The organism is Dyadobacter chenhuakuii (assembly GCF_023821985.2).
Taxonomy (GTDB): Bacteria; Bacteroidota; Bacteroidia; order Cytophagales; family Spirosomataceae; genus Dyadobacter; species Dyadobacter chenhuakuii.
In genome coordinates, this window is the sequence record NZ_CP098805.1 from 1,017,483 (window position 1) to 1,040,087 (window position 22,605).

Below are 22,605 nucleotides of genomic sequence, written 5' to 3' on the forward strand. Positions count from 1 at the left end.
TGTCTAGGACCCGCTCCTGAACTCCATTTGTGCTCTATCCGGGCGCATATGGCCTCATTTGCTATATATTTATTTTGATTCGATATGCTGAACAGAATTATCCGGTTCTCTGTGAAGAACAAACTGGTAATTGGGATATTCATGCTGCTTTGGGTGATTTACGGCACGTATGAAGTCACCCGGTTGCCCATAGATGCCGTTCCCGACATTACCAATAACCAGGTGCAGGTCATTACCACCGCGCCGTCATTAGGCGCCGAAGATGTGGAGCGCCTCATTACTTTTCCCATCGAGCAGGCCATCAGCAACATTCCCGGCCTCAAAGAAAGTCGCAGTATGTCCCGCTTCGGGCTTTCGCTCATCAGCATTGTTTTTGATGACGAATCCGATGTGTATTGGGCGCGGCAGCAGGTTACAGAAAGGCTCTCGCAAGTAGAAATCACCGATGATGCCAACACGCCGCAGCTTGCGCCGGCCACAACCGGGCTGGGGGAGATCTATCAGTATGTACTGAAACCCAAAGATGGTTTTGAGAAAAAATATTCACTCGCCGACCTGCGCACCACGCAGGATTGGATCGTACGCAGACAATTGCTCGGCACGCCGGGAGTTGCAGACGTGTCCACATTCGGCGGCGACCTGAAACAATATGAGGTCGCCGTGATCCCCGCCAACCTCAAAGCGCTGAACATTTCTATCAGCGACGTCTTCACTGCGCTAAGCCGGAACAACCAGAATACAGGCGGCGCGTATATAGAGAAAGGTCCCACTGTCATGTATATACGAAGCGTCGGGCTGGCCGGTTCGATGGATGACATTCGGAAGATTGTGGTGAAGAATACGAATAACGGCACGCCGGTGCTCATCAGCCACGTTGCAGATGTGCGGCTCGGTTCAGCCATTCGTTATGGTGCGCTCACGATGGCGGGCAAAGGTGAGCTCGCAGGTGGCATTGTGATGATGCTGAAAGGCGGAAATTCTTCCGAGGTAATCAAAAATGTAAAGTTGCGTGTAGCCGAAATCCAGAAAACATTGCCCGAAGGCATGGAAATCGAGCCGTTTCTGGACCGGACCAAGATGGTGAATAACGCTATTGGAACAGTAGAGCACAATCTGCTGGAAGGTGCCCTCATCGTGGTTCTGATACTCGTTCTTTTCCTGGGTAACCTGCGTGCGGGGCTGATTGTGGCTTCCGTAATCCCGCTTTCCATGCTGTTTGCCATCACAATGATGAATCTTTTCGGCGTTAGCGGCAACCTGATGAGCCTGGGCGCGCTTGATTTCGGCCTGATCGTGGATGGCGCGGTGATCATTGTAGAGGCGATTTTGCATCACATGCATTTCTCCAAAAAATATGTCAATACAGAAAGGGTTACACAGGCAGAAATGGATGAGGAAGTTACGGGCTCAGCATCACGGATGATGAATGCCGCGGTGTTCGGGCAGATCATTATCCTGATTGTTTATCTGCCCATTCTTTCGCTTTCCGGCATCGAAGGTAAAATGTTCAAGCCTATGGCACAGACGGTTGCATTCGCAGTCATGGGCGCATTCATTTTATCATTGACCTACATTCCCATGATCAGTGCATTGCTTATCAGCAAAAAGATCGTGCACAAACCAAATTTCTCAGACCGCATTATGACACGGCTGGAAAACGGTTATGCCCGCTGGCTTTCCGGCGCATTAAGGATCAGGAAAACGCTTGTCGTTTCCGCTTTTGCATTGTTCGGCTTTGCCGTGTTTTTATTTACACAAATGGGCGGAGAATTTATCCCGCAACTCGAAGAAGGTGATTTCGCCACTGAAACAAGGCTGCTCGTCGGCACTAACCTCAGCACGACCATTGACGCATTCAAAGTCATTTCCGAAAAGCTGAAAGCCGACTATCCCGAGGTCGAAAAAATAGTTTCCCGCATCGGCAGCGCCGAAATTCCCACCGATCCCATGCCCATTGAAGGCGGCGATATGATCATTGTTTTAAAGGATAAATCGGAATGGAAAAGTGCGAAAACATTCCCTGACCTGGCCAGCAAAATGGCCGCTACGGCGCAGGAAGTGATGCCCGGCGTGACAACAGGCTTTCAGTATCCGGTTCAAATGCGTTTCAACGAGTTGATGACCGGAGCCAAGCAGGATGTGGTTTGTAAAATATTCGGCGAAGACCTCGACAAGCTTGCTGCCTATGCCGAACAGCTAGGCAGCATTTCCAAAACCGTCGCCGGGACAGCGGATTGGTACATTGAGAAAGTGACCGGAATGCCACAGGTCGTGATTGAATTCAACCGGGATGAAATTGCCAAGTACGGCATGAACATTGACGACGTAAACCGCACCATTAACGCAGCTTTCGCCGGAGCCGCCGCAGGGCAGATCTATGAAGGTGAAAAGAAATTTGACCTCGTCGTACGGGTCGGTAACGAAGGCCGAAGGAACATTACGGATGTCCAAAACTTGCTTATCACCACGCCCGGCGGGGTTCAGATCCCGCTTTACCAGGTCGCCAGCATTCAGGAAGTGGAAGGCCCGAACCAGATCCAGCGCGAGAATACGCGCAGGCGGATCATTGTTGGTTTCAATGTCCGGGGGAGAGATGTGCAGTCTATTGTGGAAGAGTTGCAGGAAAAGGTGGACGCAAAAATGAAATTCGAGCCTGGGTACAGCATTACTTACGGCGGTGCATTCGAGAATCTACAACAAGCAAAATCCCGGCTTATGATCGCCGTCCCCATCGCGCTGCTATTGATATTCATCATGCTTTATTTTGCATTTTCTTCGGTCAAAGACGGTTTGCTGATCTACACGGCCATTCCCCTTTCGGCAATCGGCGGCGTTTTTGGGCTTGCGTTGCGCGGGATGCCGTTCAGTATTTCAGCCGGGGTTGGCTTCATCGCATTGTTTGGCGTAGCGGTGCTCAATGGCATTGTGCTGCTTTCCGAGTTCAACAGGATCCGGAAGGAAGGCTTGATCCAAGATGCATGGGAAGTGGTGATGACGGGCACGCGCAACCGCCTTCGCCCGGTGTTGATGACAGCCTCGGTTGCTTCGCTCGGGTTTTTGCCAATGGCGCTCAGCAATGGTGCAGGTGCGGAGGTGCAGCGCCCGCTGGCAACGGTGGTGATAGGCGGGCTGATCAGCGCCACATTGCTCACGCTTTTTGTGCTGCCGGGTTTGTATTTGTTGTTTGATAAAAAACCAAAGATCAAAGGGCTTCAACCAGCATTAACATTGCTGCTGATTTGCTTTGCCCACATTGGTTTCTCCCAAACCGCGCAAACGCCCATTGGTCTGGACTCTGCCATTCAGTTGGCCCTGAATAAAAATTTGCAGATAAAAAGCGACCGGCTGGCTGAAAACGCATGCGAACGCCTGCAATCCAGCTCGTTTGATATGGCCAAGACGAATGTCAGTGCAGATTACGGCCAGGTTAACAGCATTAATAAGGACAACCGCATCGGGATTAGTCAAACATTTAGTTTTCCAACCGTTTATGCCAATCAGCGAAAAGTGCTGGAAGCTAATTTCCTCGCCGCCCGGGCCACCACAAGGCTTACCGAACAGGAAATCCGCGCCCATGTGCGCCAACTGTTTTTTGAATATACTTCCCTCACCGAACGCAGGCGGTTACTCGTTTACGCAGATAGTGTTTACCGGTTATTTGAGACAAAATCCAATCTTCGTTTTGAGAAAGGAGCTGCCAATGTTTTGGAAAAAACAGCCGCCGAAACACGCAGGCAACAGATAACCAATCAAGTGAACCTGATCAACAATGACCTGGAAATCGCGGTCAGACAATTCAATTTCCTGCTGCAAAATTCAAAATCTTACGTGCCAAAAGCGGATCGTGCCAAGATAAATGACCCGTTGACATTATCCGACTCGACAGCTATGCAAGAGCTGCCGTTGATGGAACTGGCCCGTCATCAGCAGGATGCAGCCCGTTATCGCTGGCAGACGGAAAAGTCGAAACTCCTGCCGGATTTCACCATTGGCTATAACAATCAGACGCTCATCGGGCCGCAGGTCGTGCGGGGGCAGGAGCTTACTTACGGTGCGGGCAAAAGGTTTGGTTATGTCAGTGCGGGCATTGGTATCCCGTTGTTTTTTAAAGCACACAACGCCCGTGTGGCTGCTGCAAAACTCGATTGGGAAAGGAATCAAAAGCAATCGGACCTGATCAGTTTGAGGCTGCGTAATGAGCTCGATAATGCCCGTCAGCAGATCCGGAAATTCCGGCAGAGCCTGGAATATTACGAAGGCCAGGGCCTCAAAAACGCAGACCTGATCATTACCACCGCCGACCAGCAGTTCCAGGAAGGCGATATTGATTTTCTGCAATGGGCCCTTCTCGCCGACCAGGCGATCACGATTAAAAACGAATATATCAATGCATTGAACAGCTATAACCTGGCTGTAATCGCATGGCTGAAACTGAACAACTTATAACATGAAACTGAAAAATCATATCATTATTTGCCTGAGCTTGCTGCTCATGTTTTCCTGCACGGATAAGACTTCAAGGGAAACCGAACAGCCGGAAAGCGCCGCTTCAGATTCTGCACAAACGGAAAAAATGGTGTCCATTAGCGATGCACAGCAGAAAAGCGTGGGCATAGAAGTGGGTACGCCTGCAATGGAAGATATCAGCGGCGTATTGTCGCTGCAAGGGAAAATCGACGTGCCGCCGCAAAGCACGATTAGCCTCAGCTTTCCGCTCGGCGGTTATTTGAAATCCACCAGAATGCTTCCGGGCATGCACGTGCGCAAGGGCGAAGTGTTGGCCGAATTAGAGGATATGCAGTTTATCCAGCTCCAACAGGATTATCTCACCGCCAGGGAAAAGCTACTCCTGGCAGAGTCCGAGTTTAACCGCCAGCGCGACCTGAATGCCAGCAAGGCCAGCAGTGACCGCGTCTTTCAGCAAGCTAGGGCCGAAATGGAAACCCAGCGCATACTAGCGAGCGCATTGGCACAAAAACTCGAAGTGATCGGCATTGATCCGGCGCACCTCAGAGCCGACAAAATTTCCAAAAGTGTGTCCATTAAATCGCCTATCAATGGTTTCGTTTCCAAAGTCAATGTCAATGTGGGCAAATACACCGCGCCTACGGATATGCTGTTTGAGCTTGTAAATCCGAGCGACATTCATCTGGTTTTGAATGTGTTTGAAAAAGACCTCGGCGCGTTGTCGGTAGGCCAGCGCGTTACCGCATTTACCAATGGCGATCCGTCGAAGAAATTCCAGGCTGAAATTATCCTGATCACCAAAAGCCTCGACCAGGACAGGATGGCGGAGGTGCACTGCCATTTTGCAAAATACAATTCGGCGCTCGTGCCGGGTATGTTCATGAACGGCGAGGTGTCGGTCAGCAATAAAAAAGCACTAACCGTTCCTGAGGATGCACTCGTGCGCTGGGAGAACAAATTTTACGTTTTTACCGACAACGGCAGCGGCAATTTTGAAATGATCCACGTCAAACCCGGCGTCATTAACCAGGGCAAGCAACAAATTGAAGCAACCGGCATCGACGACAGCACCAGGCTCGTTGTGAAAAACGCTTACGCATTGCTCATGAAGATCAAGAATACAGAAAAGGATGGCTAGGGTTTATTGTTATAGTGCAAACTGGTTCATAAAATTGCAAACGTTTGCATAAAATTCATAAAAAGTTTAGAATACGCGATAAAACTGCTTTATTTGTATTGGAAGGCCTATTTATGTCAAGATTAAACTGAAAAAATATGCCCGGTTTGAAAAAGTATAATTTAAACAAAAAATACAAATGTCGAATAGATCCGGACGAATTAAGGTTGCCATTGTTGGTGTTGGAAATTGTGCGAGTTCATTGGTGCAGGGCGTTGAATATTACACCACGTTTTCCGAACTTAAATCGGGGTTAATGGCAGACGATATCGGGGGTTATAAAGCGGCTGACATTGAATTTGTCTGCGCTTTTGAAGTGGATGAGAGAAAGATCGGCTTGCCTTTAAGAGAGGCCATTTTTGCTAAACCCAACTGCACAATTGTCCTCAATAGTGACATCAAATCCGATGCGCCCGTGTACCCATCGCCCGTTCTGGATGGTGTTTCACCGCAAATGGCAGCATACCCGGTTGAGAACCGTTTTGTGATCAAGAGTGAGTTGGCAGAAACGGATCTCCTGGCGCAAAGCGAGCAGTATAATAAGGATCTGGTAGCCTCCATGCGCAGTAAAATTGTAGCGCAACTCAGGCAGCATGAAGCAGAAGTGCTGATTAACTATCTGCCGGTTGGATCACAGCTGGGAACCGAATTTTATGCTGAGATCTGCCTTGAACTGGGCATCTCGCTGGTGAATTGCATTCCAGTTTTCATTGCTTCCGATCCGCAGTGGGAACAGCGTTTCGTCGATGCAGGCATTCCGATCATTGGCGACGATATGCGCAGCCAGTTTGGCGCCAGCATTGTTTCTCAAATGTTACAGGAACTGGCTTTCGAGCGTGGACATCATGTGAAAGCGCACATTCAGCGCAATGTAGGCGGCAACACCGACTTCCTGAATATGGAAGACAAGGCGCGTCTCAAATCAAAGAAAATTTCCAAAGAGAATGTCATTCGCGCGCAAAATGACATTCGCGGCATTTCCACGCAGGACAGCTTCCTGCACGCGGGACCGTCGGAATACATTGCTTATTATGGCGATAATAAAGTGGCCAATTTCCGGCTGGAACTCGAAGGATTCATGGGAGCGCCTGTGATCTTGGACGCGCAACTTTCGGTTCAGGACTCACCCAACTCAGCGGGCGTGGTTATTGATGCCATTCGTTACGTGTATGTTGCGCGGGAAATGGGGCTTGTGGGTGCATTAAGAGGTCCGTCCGCTTCAACCCAAAAAACACCCCCCGAGCAAATGATGTTCAGCGATGCCATTTATGAATGCCATGCCCTTGCTAATCGCAAGCTTACCGACTCTACACGCAAGCAGCTGGCAAAAACGGCCGTAGCAGAGTAACCAATGTATAAATACGCATCGAGATCCTGGTTTTAGCTTTCCTAACCGGGGTTTCGTTTGCATTCCTGACCATTTCTTCTGAATATTCGTTGCCTGGATCATATGCACATGGTCCAGGCAACGGGAAGAAATCGAAGTTCAAAATAGTTTTAGAAAATGAAAGTGTTTGTTGTTGGTTCGGGTAAGTTGGCAAGTGCAATTCTTTCGGCCGCTGCGACCTTTCAAAACTGCGGACTCATTCCCTGGGAACCGGAATTTCAGCAAACAACGGAAAAGGCAATGATCCTGCATTGCGGTTCCGGGCGACAGATTGCTGAATGCATAAAGTTCTGTCAGCAAACAGGTTCTGCTTTCATCGAGCTCTCCACTGGCCTGGAAACGGAGCATATGACACCCAATTTTCCACTCATTATTTGCCCGAATACTTCCATGCTAATGCTCCGGACCATGGCTATGTTAGGTCAGTTTGGGAGGCATTTCAAGGATTACCAGATATCCATTACAGAATCGCATCAGGCCGCGAAACAGACCGAACCCGGGACGGCTTATAATTTTGCCAATTCGCTCGCATTTCCGGTTGATCAGATCGTTTCCGTACGGGAACCTGAAACACAATCCATCGAAATCGGTATTCCGGATGAATTTCTTGGTAAACACGCTTATCATAAAATCACTATCCAGGATGACAATGATGCGTTGACCATTGAGACAAAGGTGCTTGGCCATGCGTCCTATGCAGCCGGCGTAAGGCAGATTATTGATTTGATATTGAAAACTGACCTGGAAAACAGGCGCTATAATGTTCTGGAATTAATGCAATAGCCCAAGCACATGAATACGAAAGCATCCTTTTTTGATAAGAAACTAATGATTGGCTCCATGATCGTAATTGCTGGCAGCGCGATTGTTGTTGCGGTTATCAAGGGCGCGGAAAGCATTCATTTACCCTACATTGTTGCCGTGCTGACCGCCATTTCTTTGGGATTTGCAGAACCGCGCAAAGGCTGGTTTTTAGCATTATTACAATGCATCCTTATGCTGGCAGGTTACTTCCTCTTTACCAGTTTACCCGAAAACACAGCCCGGCAAGAGCTGGAAAATTTCAGTCTGTACGGCTCGCTCATCCTGACATTCGTTGCCAGCTTTTTGGGCGGTTTCATCAAAAGAGCTTTCAATACTTAGGAAGCGACCGTCTTACAAATACTTTTTCATATAATTAATAATGTGCGTCCAGTCGCCGGGGAGCACGCTGTGTCCGCCGTCGTGCATGAAGTAACCGAGCTCATTCATGAGTAAGGAGGTGTCACCCGCGGCAGGCATAACCGTCGTTTCGGGGCCTTTTTCCTTGAATAACCTATAAACCGGAGCTGCTGCAACAGCCGCTAAGAACTCGCCCTTCGGATCCGACCAGTAATCGGTGCTGCCGGTTTGGAGCAGCAATGGTCTGGGTGCAATCAGAGATATCAGCATATGTCCGTCCACGGGCAAGCTGTTTACATTGGCCGCATAGTCGTGGTATTTGGGCGCAAACTGATATAAATACCGGCTCGGATCAGAAATGTGCTGGATTGTTTCGCCATAATGCCGCCTGCTCAGCGCCGCGCCGCCTTCGCCGGAAATGCTGGCGATAATGACTTTGTAACGCGGATCATGCGCTCCCGCCCATAGCACTGTTTTCCCCAAACGCGAAGCACCTTGCAATGCAACACGCTTGCTGTCAATGGATTTGTCCGTTTCGAAATAATCCATAGCACGGCTCAGTCCCCAGCCCCATGCTGCTATGGCGCCCCACTCGTCGGCTGCCGTCTGTGTTTGTCCGGGTTTTAAATGAACGCTGCGGATTCCGTGCTTGATGCCATCTTTAAAATCGGGCTCGATATCGCCGTAATAAACCGTTGCAAACCCAAAGCCGGCATCCATAAACTGCTCTACATTCATTTTCCCAAATGCCGTAGGCTTATCCGCTTTCACACGCTGGCCCTCTTTATTCCAGACATTGCCGATCATCAGACCGGGATCATCAATCAGCTGATTATAAGCAATAAATGAAATGTTCATCAGCAACGGAACGGGTTTGGTCGCCGCCGTCGGTGTGTATATGACCAGGTTCATTTTATGGTCTGCCGTGTCTTTGGTAAAGTAAACCGTAACCTGCTTGCGGGTCGCTTTCCCATTGAATGCAGGCGTTCCTTTATCAAAAACTGTAAAATGCATATCCGCCGGGCGTCCGGGCATTTTACCAAATTGTGATTCTTCAAACAACTTCACAATTTCTGGCCGACGCTTTTTTGTCCAAACCTCAGCACTGGTCACTTTCTGCCCGTCATTGGTTTTCAGCGGATCGGGCAGGGTGTAAGTGCCAACTGAATCTTCGGAATAATTGACCGGAAAACCCGCAACCATCGTCGGGCGGTTGGCGGCTTGCTGTTGTGCCGATGCTAAGTAGCTGGCAGACAGTATGCAACAGATCATCCACCTCCTGGCAGATGTATGAAACGGTGGCTTTGTGAATTTTTGCATAGGATTGATTTTACATTGTTCCTATAAGGAAGACAGCGTTCAAATCTATCGGCGAAGATCCGGTTTAGAAAACCTTTGTTTCATCCCGGATTGTCTTTATTAAGAAAGTGCAATTTCAAACGTTTGCTTTTTGTCACCTTTGGATATTTTGGATTATAACACATTGTGTCAATTTAACACTTTCGTTTAATTTCGAACATTTACTTTTGCCCTTTGCAATCGTTCCCGGTAACGTGTGCAGAAATAAAATCGAAAATTATCTTGCTTACGAAATTCTGTATAAATAGACTTGAACAGGGTTTCTGTTGTACTTTATCAATGGACAATCGAAGTTGTATTGAAATAGTTCTATTTTAAATCGTTCGATGAATATGGCAAGGGCTTTTCTACTTTTTCTATTTCTTTTGGCCGTGTCCTTTTCCGGAACTGCGCAGAACCGCCAGTTGAAGGGCGTCGTGACCGATGCAGCTTCCAAAGAAGCCATGGCGGGCGTTTCCGTTCTTGTTGCAGGAACGACGCAGGGCACCACTACGGACGGCGAAGGGAAATTTTCACTCAGCCTTCCGGCGGATGGGAAATCGATCATTATCAGCTATGTCGGTTTTATGAAGCAAACCGTCGAGATCGGCAACCGCTCAATGGTGGAAGTGGCTTTGGAGCCGGACGTGAAGGCGCTGGAAGATGTGGTTGTGGTGGGTTATGGCGAGCAAAAGCGCTCGCATTTAACAGGCGCAGTGGCTACGGTGAAGATCAATGAGATCGACGAGCTGCCGGTCGGCGACATTTCGTCGGCGCTTGTGGGCAAATTACCCGGAGTTTCGGTAAGCGGCGGTTCGGCGCGGCCGGGAACGCCTGCTTCCATCGTGATCCGTAACCCTACCAAAGCCTCGAAAGACGGCGGCAGCAATTCGCCCCTTTACATTATAGATGATGTGATCCGCACGGAGGCTGATTTTCAGCTGCTGGATGCTTCTGAAATAGAAAACCTCTCAATCCTTAAAGATGGAGCGGCGGCTGTTTATGGGGCACGTGCCGCATTAGGCGTGGTCGTGGTGCGCACACGTCGCGGGAAAGCGGGCAAGCCGCAGGTGAATTACACCACCACATTTGGCGTATCCGAAGCCACGGACCGCTCCAAAATGATGAACGGCGTCCAACTCGCCACTTATCTCAACGATTTCAACCGGACAAGAGGACTGGCAGCAACTGATCCCGAATTTTACTCACCCGACGAGCTCGAACATTTCAGAAACAACAACTACGACTGGTTTGATATGGCCTGGAAACCTTCCTTCAATACAAGGCATGCCATCAACATCAGCGGAGGAACGGAGCGGGCCACATTCTTTGCCGGCGCCACCTATTTTGCACAAAACGGAAACGTAGACAACATCAGTTACAAGAAATGGAATTTCCGAGCCAGCAGCGACGTCAAGATCACCAAAAATCTGAAAGTAGGATTGGGCGTGAGCGGAAATTTGTCTGATAACAAATTATTTTATCTCAAACAGGGCGGTGAGAATGTGGAGAAAGACGTAACAAATCTTTTGAATACACCCCAATTTATCCCGCCTTACGTCAATGGTTTGCCCGTTCTGCTTCCCGGCGGTTCTTCTACAACCGGTTTTCATTTTTTTGAAGCCCAAAAGCTCAACAACTATACACGCGCCAGAAATGTGGTGCTGAATATCAATGCGTATCTGGAATACAATGTGCCGTTTGTTCAGGGCCTGAAAGTGCGCGGGGTTTACAACAAAAACCTGGGCAATGACTGGGGAAAACAATTTGGCACCTATTATAAGACTTACGGTTTCTCGATGGAGGGCGAAAACCGGCACATTTACGGAGGAACGCCCAATGCGCCCACGCGGCTCAACAATGGTGACCGCCTGAGATTTAATCCCGGTTACTCCGAATCCTATCAAATGAATGTGAACCTCAGTTATGCACGCGATTTTGGCCGGCACTCGGTGAGCGCGCTTGCGTTGGTGGAGCAGTCGGAGATTTACTCGGAAAGCATTGCCACATTCAAGGAAGGCATTTTTGAAGGCGGAAATGATTATTTAATGTCTGCACTGGGAGCTAAGGACATTGGCCCGAACACGGCAAATGAAAGCGGCGTGCTATCCTATGTCGGCAGGCTGAATTACAGTTTTGCAGAACGCTATTTGCTTGAAGTCTCCTTCCGTCGCGATGCGTCCACGAAATTCGCTCCCGAATATCGCTGGGGCACATTCCCCCAGGTTTCGGCCGGCTGGGTGCTTTCGGAGGAAAATTTATTTAAAGAAAAACTCAGCTTCATCAACTTCCTGAAACTCCGCGCATCCATCGGATTCCTGGGGGGAGACCGCACGGCCAACTGGCAATGGTTGCAGCGTTATACGCCCCAGGCTTCCAATGGAGCAGTTTTCGGAGGAAACAGCGACCGCACAGTGGGGATCAAGCTTGAAAAACTGCCCAACTACTTTGGCCGCTGGGATGATGTTACCAAAAAGAACATTGGTCTGGACGCATCCTTCCTGAACAGCAAACTGACCGCGGGTCTCGACTTTTACCACGATCACGGCTACAACCTCCTCACGACATTATCCTCATCCGTCCCGCTAACCATCGGTTCGGTGATGCCTTCGGAAAATTATGAGACCATTAATTCTTTCGGTTTCGAGTTTTCAACCGGCTGGAGCAGCAAAATCGGCAAGAGCATTGATTACAATGTAAATGCATTCCTCGCCTGGAACGACAACCGCAATGTGCTCGTGGATGTAGCGCCGTCGAATGTAGGCACATGGCTGGACCCGACGGGCCGTTCGGGCGACCGCGGAATTATGGGTTACCAATATCTTGGCATGTTCCGTTCGCAGGACGAAGTGGATCGGTTCCTTGAACAAAACAATGGTTACACAATCTTTGGAAGAGTGCCGATGCCCGGCATGCTTTACTATAAGGATATCCGCGGCCCGCGCCAGACAGATGGCAGCTACGAAGCGCCCGACGGCAAAATCACCGAAGATGATATGGATTACCTGTCTAACAAGGAGAACAACCATTACAATTTCGGTCTGTCGCTGGGTTTTGGTTTCAAAGGGTTCAGGCTGGATGTTGTTACCGCAGGATCATTTGGCGGACAAGGCATTGTAGATGGCGACGCACGGAAAAAAGCAGCCGTAGACGTTTCCCGTCCTGTTTTCTGGGCCGACCATTACACGCCCGAAAATCCTAATGCAGCCTATCCCGACCCTTATTACGACGACACTTATTCAGTGGCATCATCATTCTGGTTCCGCGACGCATTCGTTTTCCGCATGCGCAGTATGAATGTGTCTTATAGTTTGAATCAGAATATTTCCAAAAAATTGGGCGTAAGTGGTCTCAAACTGATCGGCGTGGCTATGAACCCGTTCAATTTCTACAATCCATACGATTACAAGGGCTCGGTAGGCGCATATAATGTGTATCCGCTGATGAAAACGTGGTCATTGGGATTAAATCTTACACTTTAAAACGGACTGAAATGAAACCGCAACATATTCTTTTACTGGCAGCTGTTTTACTGACTTCGGGCTGCGAAAAAGTGCTTGACAAAACGGACCTTTCGGCATTCAATGAGGAGCAGGTTTTCAATGACACGCTGCTGGCCAGGGGTTATGTCGATTATGTGTATGACCAAAACCTGCCCGTATGGCCAACCGGTGACTTCCAGAAAGCCACAGACGAGATCTCCGGCGAAACGCGATTTTTCGAAGGGACCGTGCAGGTGAACACCGTCGCTGATTTCGGGACTTCTGTAAATGCCACAAACAATTATGGAAAGATCCGTTCTATCAATCAGTTTTTAGCCAAAATGCCTGCCAGTGCGCTCAGTGAGGGTTATAAAAAGCAATTGATGGGGCAAGTCACATTCTTCCGTGCTTACCGCTATTTTGATCTTGTACAGCTTTACGGCGGCGTGCCCCTGGTGCTGGAACCGCTTGGTGCGATAGGTGAAGAGGAGAAAGAGCAGGCCGCTATTCCAAGAAGCAGCACGTCGGAAAGCATTCAGCAAATTGTGACCGACCTTAATTTCAGCATCGAAAACCTACCGGGAAAATGGAACGATTCCAATGACTGGGGCCGGATCACAAGTGGCGCGGCCGCTGGTTTCAAGGGCCGGATTTTACTCCATTATGCAAGTCCGCAATTCAATCCGACTGACCTTCCGGAACGCTGGCAGGTAGCCTATGATGCTAATAAACAGGCGATTGAGCTGTTGAAAGCAAATGGTTTTGGGTTACACCAGAGTTTCAAAGACCTGTGGTTTACAGAGACCAACAACCCGGAGGCTGTGTGGGTGACAAGCTATAACAATAAAGTAGGGGACCAGATCAATAAAAATCAAACCTGGGACAACAATACGCGGCCTTCCTACCTGGGAACAGGGAGCGGCTCCAATCAGCCGACCTGGGAAATGGCGCAGGCTTTTCCAATGAAGAATGGTAAGAATATAGAAGAAAAAGGCTCAGGCTACGATCCAAAGCTGTTTTACAAAAACCGCGACCCAAGATTTGATAACACCATTGCCTACAACGGCGCCACATGGCACATTAACGGCAACACGAATTACAGGTTATGGACCTATTTTGTAAACAACAAAACCGTTGAACAAAAGGCCACAGTAACCGGCTTCTATGTCCGCAAAGCCATTGACCCAAACCTGCCCACCGGCGCAGTCGCCAACAGCGGAACCGACTGGATAGAAATGCGTTACGCCGAAGTAATGCTCAATCTCGCCGAAGCTGCCTGCGGCATCAACAAGCTGGACGAAGCCTACACGCAACTCAAAGCAATCCGCCAAAGAGCCGGCATCGACCCGGGAGCAGACGGTTTCTACGGCCTGAGCCCAAAAATGACCCGCGCACAAATGTTCCAGGCCATCCTGCACGAAAGACAAATAGAGCTCGCCTTCGAAGGTAAACGCTTCTGGGACCTCCGCCGCTGGAAACAATTCGAAACCAGACTAAACGGAAAACGCAGAACCGGCGTAACCATCAACCTGAAAACATCCGCCATATCACCCGAAGACTTCGCCGCCCGCCGTGACGGCATGAGCCTGGACTCCGTCTACCGCAACTACATGGAAATTATACCCAAAGACCTGGACACTAAATACACAATCAAATGGCTGCCCGAATACTACTTCTTCGCCATCCCCAGCACAGCGTTAACTAACAATGCCAGGCTCGAACAGAATATCGGGTGGCCATCAGGGACGTTTGATCCGTTGAAGTAGTAAGGGGCGGTCTTCGGCTCCGCTCAGACTGACAGGGCAAGGTGGTGGATTGTGACAAGACAAGGGCTAGTAGGTGAGCGGTCTTCGGCCGCACCGGCGGCCCGGTCCGCTCAGACTGACAGGGCCTATTGACGAATTACTAGTCCTGTCACACTGAGCGGAGCCGAAGTGAAGCCCTGTCACACTGAGCGGAGCCGAAGTGAAGCGTGTCACACTGAGGGGAGCCGAAGTGAACCGCTGTCACACTGAGCGGACCGGGCCGCCGATGCGGCCGAAGTGAAGCCACAACGTCAACAAACAACCAAAATGCAAAACCAACAACAAACATGATATCAAAAAAATCAATCTCACTCCAACTCCTGACAGCAGCCTTATCAATCCTGGCGCCAGCCGCACAGGCGCAGTATCCTAAAATCCCACCGGCAGCGCAGAAAACCAGCGATTCGCTTCTCAAAGCGGCAATGTGGAAATCGGAGATTGCCTGGCAGAAGGCTTGGCCGGTTATAGAGCAGGAGGCCAGGAACGGGAAGCCCTACATTCCGTGGGCGGCGCGGCCGGTGGATCTGCCGCAGTCCGATATTCCGGCTTTTCCCGGGGCAGAAGGTGGCGGTGCTTATAGTTTTGGCGGTCGTGGAGGGAAAGTTTATGTTGTGAAAAGTTTGGAAGACAGCGGGCCGGGGACCTTACGAGATGCTTGTGAGCAGGGCGGCGCAAGGATCATTGTTTTTAATGTGGCGGGCATCATCCGTTTGAAAACACCGCTTATCATCCGAGCGCCTTACATTACCATTGCCGGACAGACGGCCCCGGGCGATGGTGTCTGCGTGGCGGGCGAGACGGTCTGGATCAATACGCATGACGTGGTGATCCGGCACATGCGTTTTCGCCGGGGCGAAACATTTGTGGGACGCCGCGATGACTCGATTGGTGGTAACCCGATCGGCAACATTATGATCGACCACGTTTCGGCGAGCTGGGGATTGGATGAGAATATGTCGATGTATCGGCATATGTATAATGACAGCACGGGCGCTGCCGAAGCGAAGCTTCCTACAGTGAATATTACGATTCAGAATTCCATTTTCTCAGAAACACTGGACACGTGGAACCACTCCTTCGGGAGCACGCTCGGTGGGGAGAATTGTACGTTTATGCGCAATCTATGGGCAAATAACGCTGGTAGAAATCCTTCCATCGGTTGGTTTGGAATATTTAATTTTACAAATAATGTGGTCTTCAACTGGGTCCACCGCTCTATTGATGGCGGCGATTACCGTGCGATGTACAACATTATAAATAACTATTTCAAACCCGGTCCGCAAACGCCGAAAGACGGCCCGATCGCGCATCGGATCGTCAAACCCGAGGCAGGCAGGAGCAAACTTGGTTACCAGGTTTATGGCCGTGCTTATGTGCATGGCAATATTATGGAGGGTTTCGACGCGGTTACCAAAGACAATTGGAACGGCGGTGTGCAGGTGGAAGAGCTTCCTAATACTGGAAAATACAAAGATAAAATGAAGTGGAACCAGCCATTGCCTATGCCACAATTCCCGATCATGAGTGCCAAAGAATCATTTGATTATGTGCTCACTCACGCAGGCGCAACGTTGCCCAGGCGCGATCCGGTAGATACGCGGGTGACCACACAGGTCAGGACAGGAAAGATCAATCCGATTGATGGTGTTACTTTGCCAAAAACCCAGTTTGAGCACCGTCGCTTGCCGATTGATTCATACAAAAACGGCATTATTACGGACATTTCACAAGTTGGAGGCTATCCGGAATACAAGGGAACGCCATATAAGGATTCGGATGATGATGGCATGCCGGATGATTGGGAAATCAAATACAGCCTCAATCCAAACGACGCTTCGGACGCTCAAAAGGACATGAGCGGCGACGGTTATGCCAACATTGAAAAATTCATCAACGGCATCGATCCAAAAAAGAAAACAAATTGGAAAGACCCTAAGAATAACCGCGATACGCTGGCTTCATCGAAGGAAACGACTAACAGAAAATAAGATTTTGAAGGTTAAGGACTATATAAATAGGGTGATTGTGCAGAATACAATCCTGTCGCTGACGGGATTGTATTTATTTATGCCTGATTATGCCCTGGCCCAGAAAAAAATCAAAGTACCATCTCCCGTTGCCATGGGCGAGGACGGAAAGCTGCATTACGCGCCGGATTCGCTCGGAAACCGCATTGTCGACTTCTCCTATGCCGGTTATATGTCGGGAAACAAGCCAATTCCCAATGTTCCAATCCGGGTTGTCGTGCCTGCCAAGCCGGGTGATGCTACATTACGGATTCAGTCCGCAATCGATTATGTGGGAACCTTGCCGGCGGATCAGGATGGGATTCGAGGGGTGGTTTTCTTGGAAAAAGGCGTCCATACCATCCAGGGAAGTCTTTTGGTTAAAAAATCTGGAATCATTATCCGGGGAAATGGCACGCGGGAAGACAAAACAACAATACTGGCAGCCGGACTTTCCAGGGAAACTATCATTCAGATTTCAGGTGCGAATGATATAAAGAAAAGCAAATTCATTGAAGTAGCAGATGAATACGTACCGGTTAATGCATTGACGTTCAACGTGTCAAATTCGGCTAATCTGAAAACCGGTGACCGGATTCAAATCCATCGTCCATCGACCAAAGCGTGGATTCAACTATTGAAAATGGAGGAATTTGGCGGCGAAACGGGCTGGCTAGGATGGAAGCCTGGGCAGCGGGACGTTGTCTGGCACCGCACCATTACAGCCATTTCGGGCAACCAGATCACCATTCAAGCACCTTTGACAACCGCTTTGGACAATAAATATGGCGGCGCTTTTATAACCAAATATGAATGGCCTGGACGCATTAGTCAGGTCGGGATTGAAAATCTTTGCATTGAATCCACATTTGATCCGGCTAATCCAAAAGACGAAGACCATCGCTGGATGGGTGTAACAATGGATAATGTCGAAAATGCATGGGTACGGCAGGTTCATTTTAAAGGTCTTGCGGGTTCGGCGGTGGCGCTTTTTGAGGCGGCTTCGCAGGTTACTGTTGAGGATTGCAAGTCGGTGATGCCTGTTTCTGAAATAGCGGGGCAGCGGCGGAATACATTTTACACACAAGGGCAGTTAACGCTTTTTCAAAGGTGTTATGCCGAAAACGGCTATCACGATTTCACCACGGGTTACCGCGCGGCGGGACCTAATGCATTCGTCCAATGCGAGTCAATCCAGCCATTCGGGTTCAGTGGCGCTGCGGATAGCTGGGCTTCCGGGGTTCTTTTTGATAATGTAAATGTCGATGGGCAGGCATTGAGCTTCAAAAATCGCGGTCAGGACGGCCATGGTGCCGGCTGGACTGCGGCTAACAGTGTAATGTGGCAATGTGCTGCCTCCCGTGTGGAGAATTTCAGCCCGCCAGGTGCGACGAATTTTGCATTCGGGATCTGGGCAGAATTTGCGGGTGACGGTTTTTGGGAAAATGTGAATGAGCACATCAAACCGCGCAGTTTGTATGCTGCGCAGCTAGCGGAAAGGGTTGGTAATGAAGCAATCGAACATGCTGCGCTTATGCCAAAAGAATCCGAGGCATCCAGCAGTCCGAGCATTGCACAGGCGGAAGAACTAACCGCAAAATCGAATGTTCCGGCAGCTTCATTAGCAGACTGGATTGATGCCGCCTCGAAAAGAAATCCGATTCCCACTGCCTTCACCAATGTGAAGACCATTGACGAAATTGGTATAAAACAAATAGCGCAAAAGACAAATCTACCACCGTTAACCATCCAAAACGGCTGGCTGGTGCGTGGGGAGGAAGTGGTTATCGGCAACCGCCAGGAAGTGCCGTGGTGGCGCGGAAGCATTCGTCCGCATGATGTGGCGCAGGCCAAACCGCACATTACCCGCTTCGTTCCGGGTCGCTCCGGCGCGGGATTAACCGACATTCCGGAAGCAATGACAGATTCTTTATTAGCCCAAAACATCACGGTGCTCGACCACAATTACGGACTCTGGTACGAACGCCGGCGAGACGATCACGAGCGGATTCGCCGGATCGACGCCGAGGTGTGGCCGCCATTTTACGAGCAGCCGTTTGCCAGAAGCGGCAAGGATGCGGCCTGGGACAACCTCAGTAAATACGATCTCACAAAATACAACCACTGGTATTGGCAGCGGCTCAAAACATTTGCACAACTAGCTGATCAAAAAGGCCTTGTCCTTTATCATCAAAATTATTTTCAGCACAACATTCTCGAAGCAGGCGCACATTATGCCGATTTTCCATGGCGCACAGCCAACAATGTCAATAACACAGGCTTCCCCGAACCACCGCCTTACGCGGGTGACAAGCGGATTTTCATGGCTGAGCAGTTTTATGACATTGCTAATCCGCAACGCCGGGCCATCCACACGGCCTACATCCGCAAATGCCTCGAAAACTTCGCAGATCAAAGCGGCGTCATTCAATTTATTGGTGCAGAATACACGGGTCCGCTTCACTTTGTAAAGTTCTGGCTGGATGTGATTGCGGTTTGGGAAAAGGAAACGGGCAAAAACGCGCTTATCGCATTGAGCACCACAAAGGACGTTCAGGATGCTATTTTGGCAGAGCCCAATTATGCCAAAATCGTAGACATTATCGACATCCGTTACTTGAATTTGCGCGAGGATGGCACATTTTATGCGCCAGAAGGAGGCAAAAATCTGGCTCCCCGCCAACACGCCAGATTGCAGAAAACGGGCAAAATTTCCTTTGCATCCATTTACAAAGCTGTGCTCGGATACAGACAAAAACATCCCGGAAAAGCGGTCCTATATTCAGCCGGAAATTACGATTCCAATGCTTGGGCGGTGTTCATGGCTGGCGGATCCATCAGCGCAATCCCACGCGTTTCGAGTGAATTTTTAGCGGATGTTTCCAAGATGAAGCCGGATACATCTGGCGGTTATAAACTGGTGAATCCGGGTGTGGCGGCCGTTTTTTATAAGGAGGACAATGCTGATCTGAACATTGATCTGACTGGCTTCAAAGGAAATTACGTGCTTCGCCGCATCGATCCGGCCACTGGAACATGGATTAGTAAAAGCGAAAAAGTGAAGGGTGGAAAGATAATTCAGGCGGTGACTTCTGCGCAAGCAAAGACCGCTCCTATGGTAATCTGGGTTTCAAAATATTGATTATGCGTACAAAAAACGGACTATTTATTTTGCTGATTTTCCTCGTCGCCATAAGTGCGTGTTCCAAAAGAAGCATTGGACCTGCGGTGTTGAAAGCGGAAAACTTCCGGCATCACGTGGAAAAATTCAACCGGATGGAGGACGAAAACAAGGTGAATGCCATTCCCAATGCGCAATCGTGGGACTGGATGAAGGCTAATATTCCCTTGTTTGACAGCCCGAAGGATAATTTTCAGGAGATCTATTATTATCGCTGGTGGACATTCCGCAAGCACATTCACAACACGCCGCAGGGTTTTATCATCACCGAATTCCTGGTCGACCGTAACTATGCGGATAAATACAACATGATCAGCTGCGCGCTCGGGCATCACATTTATGAGGGCCGCTGGCTCCATAACCAGCAGTATATCAATGATTACGTAAATGTCTGGTTTCGCGGAAATGCAGGTGGTAGGATGAAAAAACTGCTCACATTCAGCAGTTGGACGGCCGATGCGCTTTTCAACAGGTACAAGGTTAACAGGGATAAAGCATTCGTGTTGAACATGTTGCCCGACCTGCAATCTGAATATCAGGCCTGGGAAAAAGACCGCCGCACCGCCACCGGACTTTTCTGGCAAACGGATGTCAAGGACGGCATGGAAGAATCGCTCAGCGGAGGCAGGCGGGAGCAGAATGCCCGGCCTACCATCAACAGTTATATGTATGGCAACGCCCGGGCCATCGCTCAAATCGCCGCTTTAAAGGGCGATTCAACGACCAAAAGCCTGTATAACGCCAAGGCAGACACACTCAAAACATTGATTACCAGTAAACTCTGGAATCCGGAAAACAACTTTTTTGAAACAGTAAAAAAGGGTGGCGCAGGCGAATTTGCAGGCGTTCGCGAGGCGATCGGTTATATTCCCTGGTATTTCAATTTAGCTGATGAAAAACACGATGTAGCCTGGCAGCAAGTCATTGATCCAAAGGGCTTTCGGGCGCCATTTGGCCTTACCACCGCCGAGCGGCGCCACCCCGGTTTTCGCACGCATGGCTGCTGCAAATGTGAGTGGGACGGCGCAGTTTGGCCATTCGCCACTTCGCAGACATTAACCGGCATAGCCAACAGAATGAATGCCGACAAAGCAAAGCCACTAACGGACACCACGTATTTCCGGTTAATGGAGCTGTATGTAGAATCACAATATTATCGCGGGAAGCCTTACATAGGCGAATATCTGGACGAAACGACGGGTTACTGGCTCAAAGGTGACCAGGAAAGAAGCCGCTATTACAATCATTCGACATTCAATGATCTCATTATTTCTGGTTTGGTCGGGCTGCGGCCGAGAGAAGATGATATGATTGAAGTCAACCCATTGATCCCGCAGGAAAAGTGGGACTGGTTTTGCCTCGATAATGTGCTTTATCACGGTAAGATCCTGACCATCATATGGGATAAGAACGGAGATCATTACAAAAAAGGAAAAGGATTGCAAGTTCTGGTCAACGGAAAGAAAGCAGGATCATCAGAAAACATCGAAAGATTATTGATTAAATAAATATGAAAAAACACCTCATCCCAATCGCCGCATTTCTGTTATGTCTCGCCAGTCATGTTCAGGCCCAAACCTGGAAAGACGGCATCATCACCGATGAATTTATTTTCGAAAAAACCTCCTTCCCGGAAAGTCACGCTTCCACGATTGCAGAAACGCCTGGCGGACTGGTGAGCGCGTTTTTTGGCGGGACAAAAGAACGCAATCCCGATGTAGGAATCTGGGTAAGCCGCCTCGAAAGCGGCAAATGGACCGCGCCCGTGGAGGTGGCCAACGGCATCGTCAACGATACATTGCGCTATGCCTGCTGGAACCCGGTTCTATATCAGATTCCAAACGGTGAACTGATGCTTTTCTACAAAGTAGGGCCGAATGTGCCGGGATGGAAGGGGTTCCTGATCACCTCGAAGGACAATGGCAAAAGCTGGTCGAAACCCAGGGAATTGCAGGAAGGATTTCTCGGCCCGATCAAAAACAAACCGGTTTTGCTCGCGAATGGCGAACTATGGTGCCCGTCGAGCACGGAGGGCAAGGGCGGCTGGCGCGTTCATTTCGAAGTGACGCCCGATTTTGGGAAAACATGGCGAAAAGTTGGCCCGCTGAATGATGGAAAAACGATCCAGGCCATTCAACCGAGCCTTTTAACTTATAAAAACGGAGATATGCAGATCTTGTGCCGCAGCCGGAACCGCGCCATTGTTGAGTCGTGGTCGAAGGATGGCGGTAAAACTTGGTCGGAAATGAAGGCGTCCAATCTGCCTAATAACAACTCCGGGACTGATGCGGTGACATTGAAAGATGGGCGGCAATTGCTCGTTTACAACCACGTGCTGCCTCCGGGCAACGAAGCAAAAGGCCCGCGGACACCATTGAATGTGGCGATTTCAAAGGATGGTAACAAGTGGGAAGCCGTGCTGGTTTTGGAAGATTCGCCTATCAGTCAGTATTCTTATCCTTCTGTGATTCAGTCGGCGGATGGCATGGTGCACATTGTGTATACGTGGCGTCGTGAGCGGATTAAATATGTGAAAATTGATCCCACGAAATTAAAAGGAAAGGCCATTAACGACGGCAGATGGCCGCAGTAAAGGCGGAC

At 49.5% G+C, this 22,605-nt stretch carries 12 protein-coding genes; 11 read left to right on the forward strand and 1 reads right to left on the reverse strand.

Annotated features, from left to right (window positions below):
• The first annotated feature begins 84 nt into the window (after positions 1 to 84).
• From NFI80_RS04295 to NFI80_RS04315, 5 genes are all read left to right on the forward strand, one after another.
• Entirely contained in the window at positions 85 to 4,446 is a 4,362-nt protein-coding gene (locus NFI80_RS04295; protein ID WP_235164782.1) for a CusA/CzcA family heavy metal efflux RND transporter, read from the forward strand.
• 1 nt (position 4,447) lies between these two features.
• The gene (locus tag NFI80_RS04300) at positions 4,448 to 5,605 is read left to right on the forward strand and encodes an efflux RND transporter periplasmic adaptor subunit (protein WP_235164781.1); all 1,158 of its coding nucleotides are present in this window, start codon (positions 4,448 to 4,450) and stop codon (positions 5,603 to 5,605) included.
• 178 nt (positions 5,606 to 5,783) lie between these two features.
• On the forward strand, positions 5,784 to 6,992 hold the full coding sequence (locus NFI80_RS04305; protein ID WP_235164780.1) for an inositol-3-phosphate synthase: 1,209 nt from the start codon (positions 5,784 to 5,786) through the stop codon (positions 6,990 to 6,992).
• A gap of 156 nt (positions 6,993 to 7,148) precedes the next feature.
• Positions 7,149 to 7,814 (forward strand): dihydrodipicolinate reductase C-terminal domain-containing protein, encoded by a 666-nt coding sequence (locus NFI80_RS04310; RefSeq protein ID WP_235164779.1) that lies wholly within the window; start codon positions 7,149 to 7,151, stop codon positions 7,812 to 7,814.
• A 9-nt stretch (positions 7,815 to 7,823) separates the two neighbouring features.
• Positions 7,824 to 8,174, forward strand: a complete 351-nt coding sequence (locus NFI80_RS04315; RefSeq protein ID WP_235164778.1) for a hypothetical protein — start codon at positions 7,824 to 7,826, stop codon at positions 8,172 to 8,174.
• Between the two features lie 12 nt (positions 8,175 to 8,186).
• Here the strand turns inward: NFI80_RS04315 and NFI80_RS04320 are convergent, their stop codons facing one another.
• Positions 8,187 to 9,512 (reverse strand): alpha/beta hydrolase family protein, encoded by a 1,326-nt coding sequence (locus NFI80_RS04320; RefSeq protein ID WP_235164777.1) that lies wholly within the window; start codon positions 9,510 to 9,512, stop codon positions 8,187 to 8,189.
• A gap of 371 nt (positions 9,513 to 9,883) precedes the next feature.
• Here NFI80_RS04320 and NFI80_RS04325 point away from each other — a divergent pair, with 371 nt between their 5' ends.
• The 6 genes from NFI80_RS04325 to NFI80_RS04350 all read left to right on the forward strand — a co-directional run bounded on the left by NFI80_RS04325 (position 9,884) and on the right by NFI80_RS04350 (position 22,597).
• Positions 9,884 to 13,012 (forward strand): SusC/RagA family TonB-linked outer membrane protein, encoded by a 3,129-nt coding sequence (locus NFI80_RS04325; RefSeq protein ID WP_235164776.1) that lies wholly within the window; start codon positions 9,884 to 9,886, stop codon positions 13,010 to 13,012.
• Positions 13,013 to 13,023: 11 nt separating this feature from the next.
• Positions 13,024 to 14,778 (forward strand): RagB/SusD family nutrient uptake outer membrane protein, encoded by a 1,755-nt coding sequence (locus NFI80_RS04330; RefSeq protein ID WP_235164775.1) that lies wholly within the window; start codon positions 13,024 to 13,026, stop codon positions 14,776 to 14,778.
• A 326-nt stretch (positions 14,779 to 15,104) separates the two neighbouring features.
• Positions 15,105 to 16,805: a pectate lyase family protein gene (locus NFI80_RS04335; RefSeq protein ID WP_235164774.1), complete on the forward strand. Its 1,701-nt coding sequence runs from the start codon at positions 15,105 to 15,107 to the stop codon at positions 16,803 to 16,805.
• 37 nt (positions 16,806 to 16,842) lie between these two features.
• Entirely contained in the window at positions 16,843 to 19,965 is a 3,123-nt protein-coding gene (locus NFI80_RS04340; RefSeq protein WP_235164773.1) for a DUF6298 domain-containing protein, read from the forward strand.
• Between the two features lie 2 nt (positions 19,966 to 19,967).
• Positions 19,968 to 21,512 carry an MGH1-like glycoside hydrolase domain-containing protein gene (locus NFI80_RS04345; protein WP_235164772.1) on the forward strand — a complete coding sequence of 515 codons (1,545 nt, stop codon included), beginning with the start codon at positions 19,968 to 19,970 and terminating at the stop codon, positions 21,510 to 21,512.
• A gap of 2 nt (positions 21,513 to 21,514) precedes the next feature.
• Positions 21,515 to 22,597: a sialidase family protein gene (locus NFI80_RS04350; protein WP_235164771.1), complete on the forward strand. Its 1,083-nt coding sequence runs from the start codon at positions 21,515 to 21,517 to the stop codon at positions 22,595 to 22,597.
• The last annotated feature ends 8 nt before the right edge of the window (positions 22,598 to 22,605 follow it).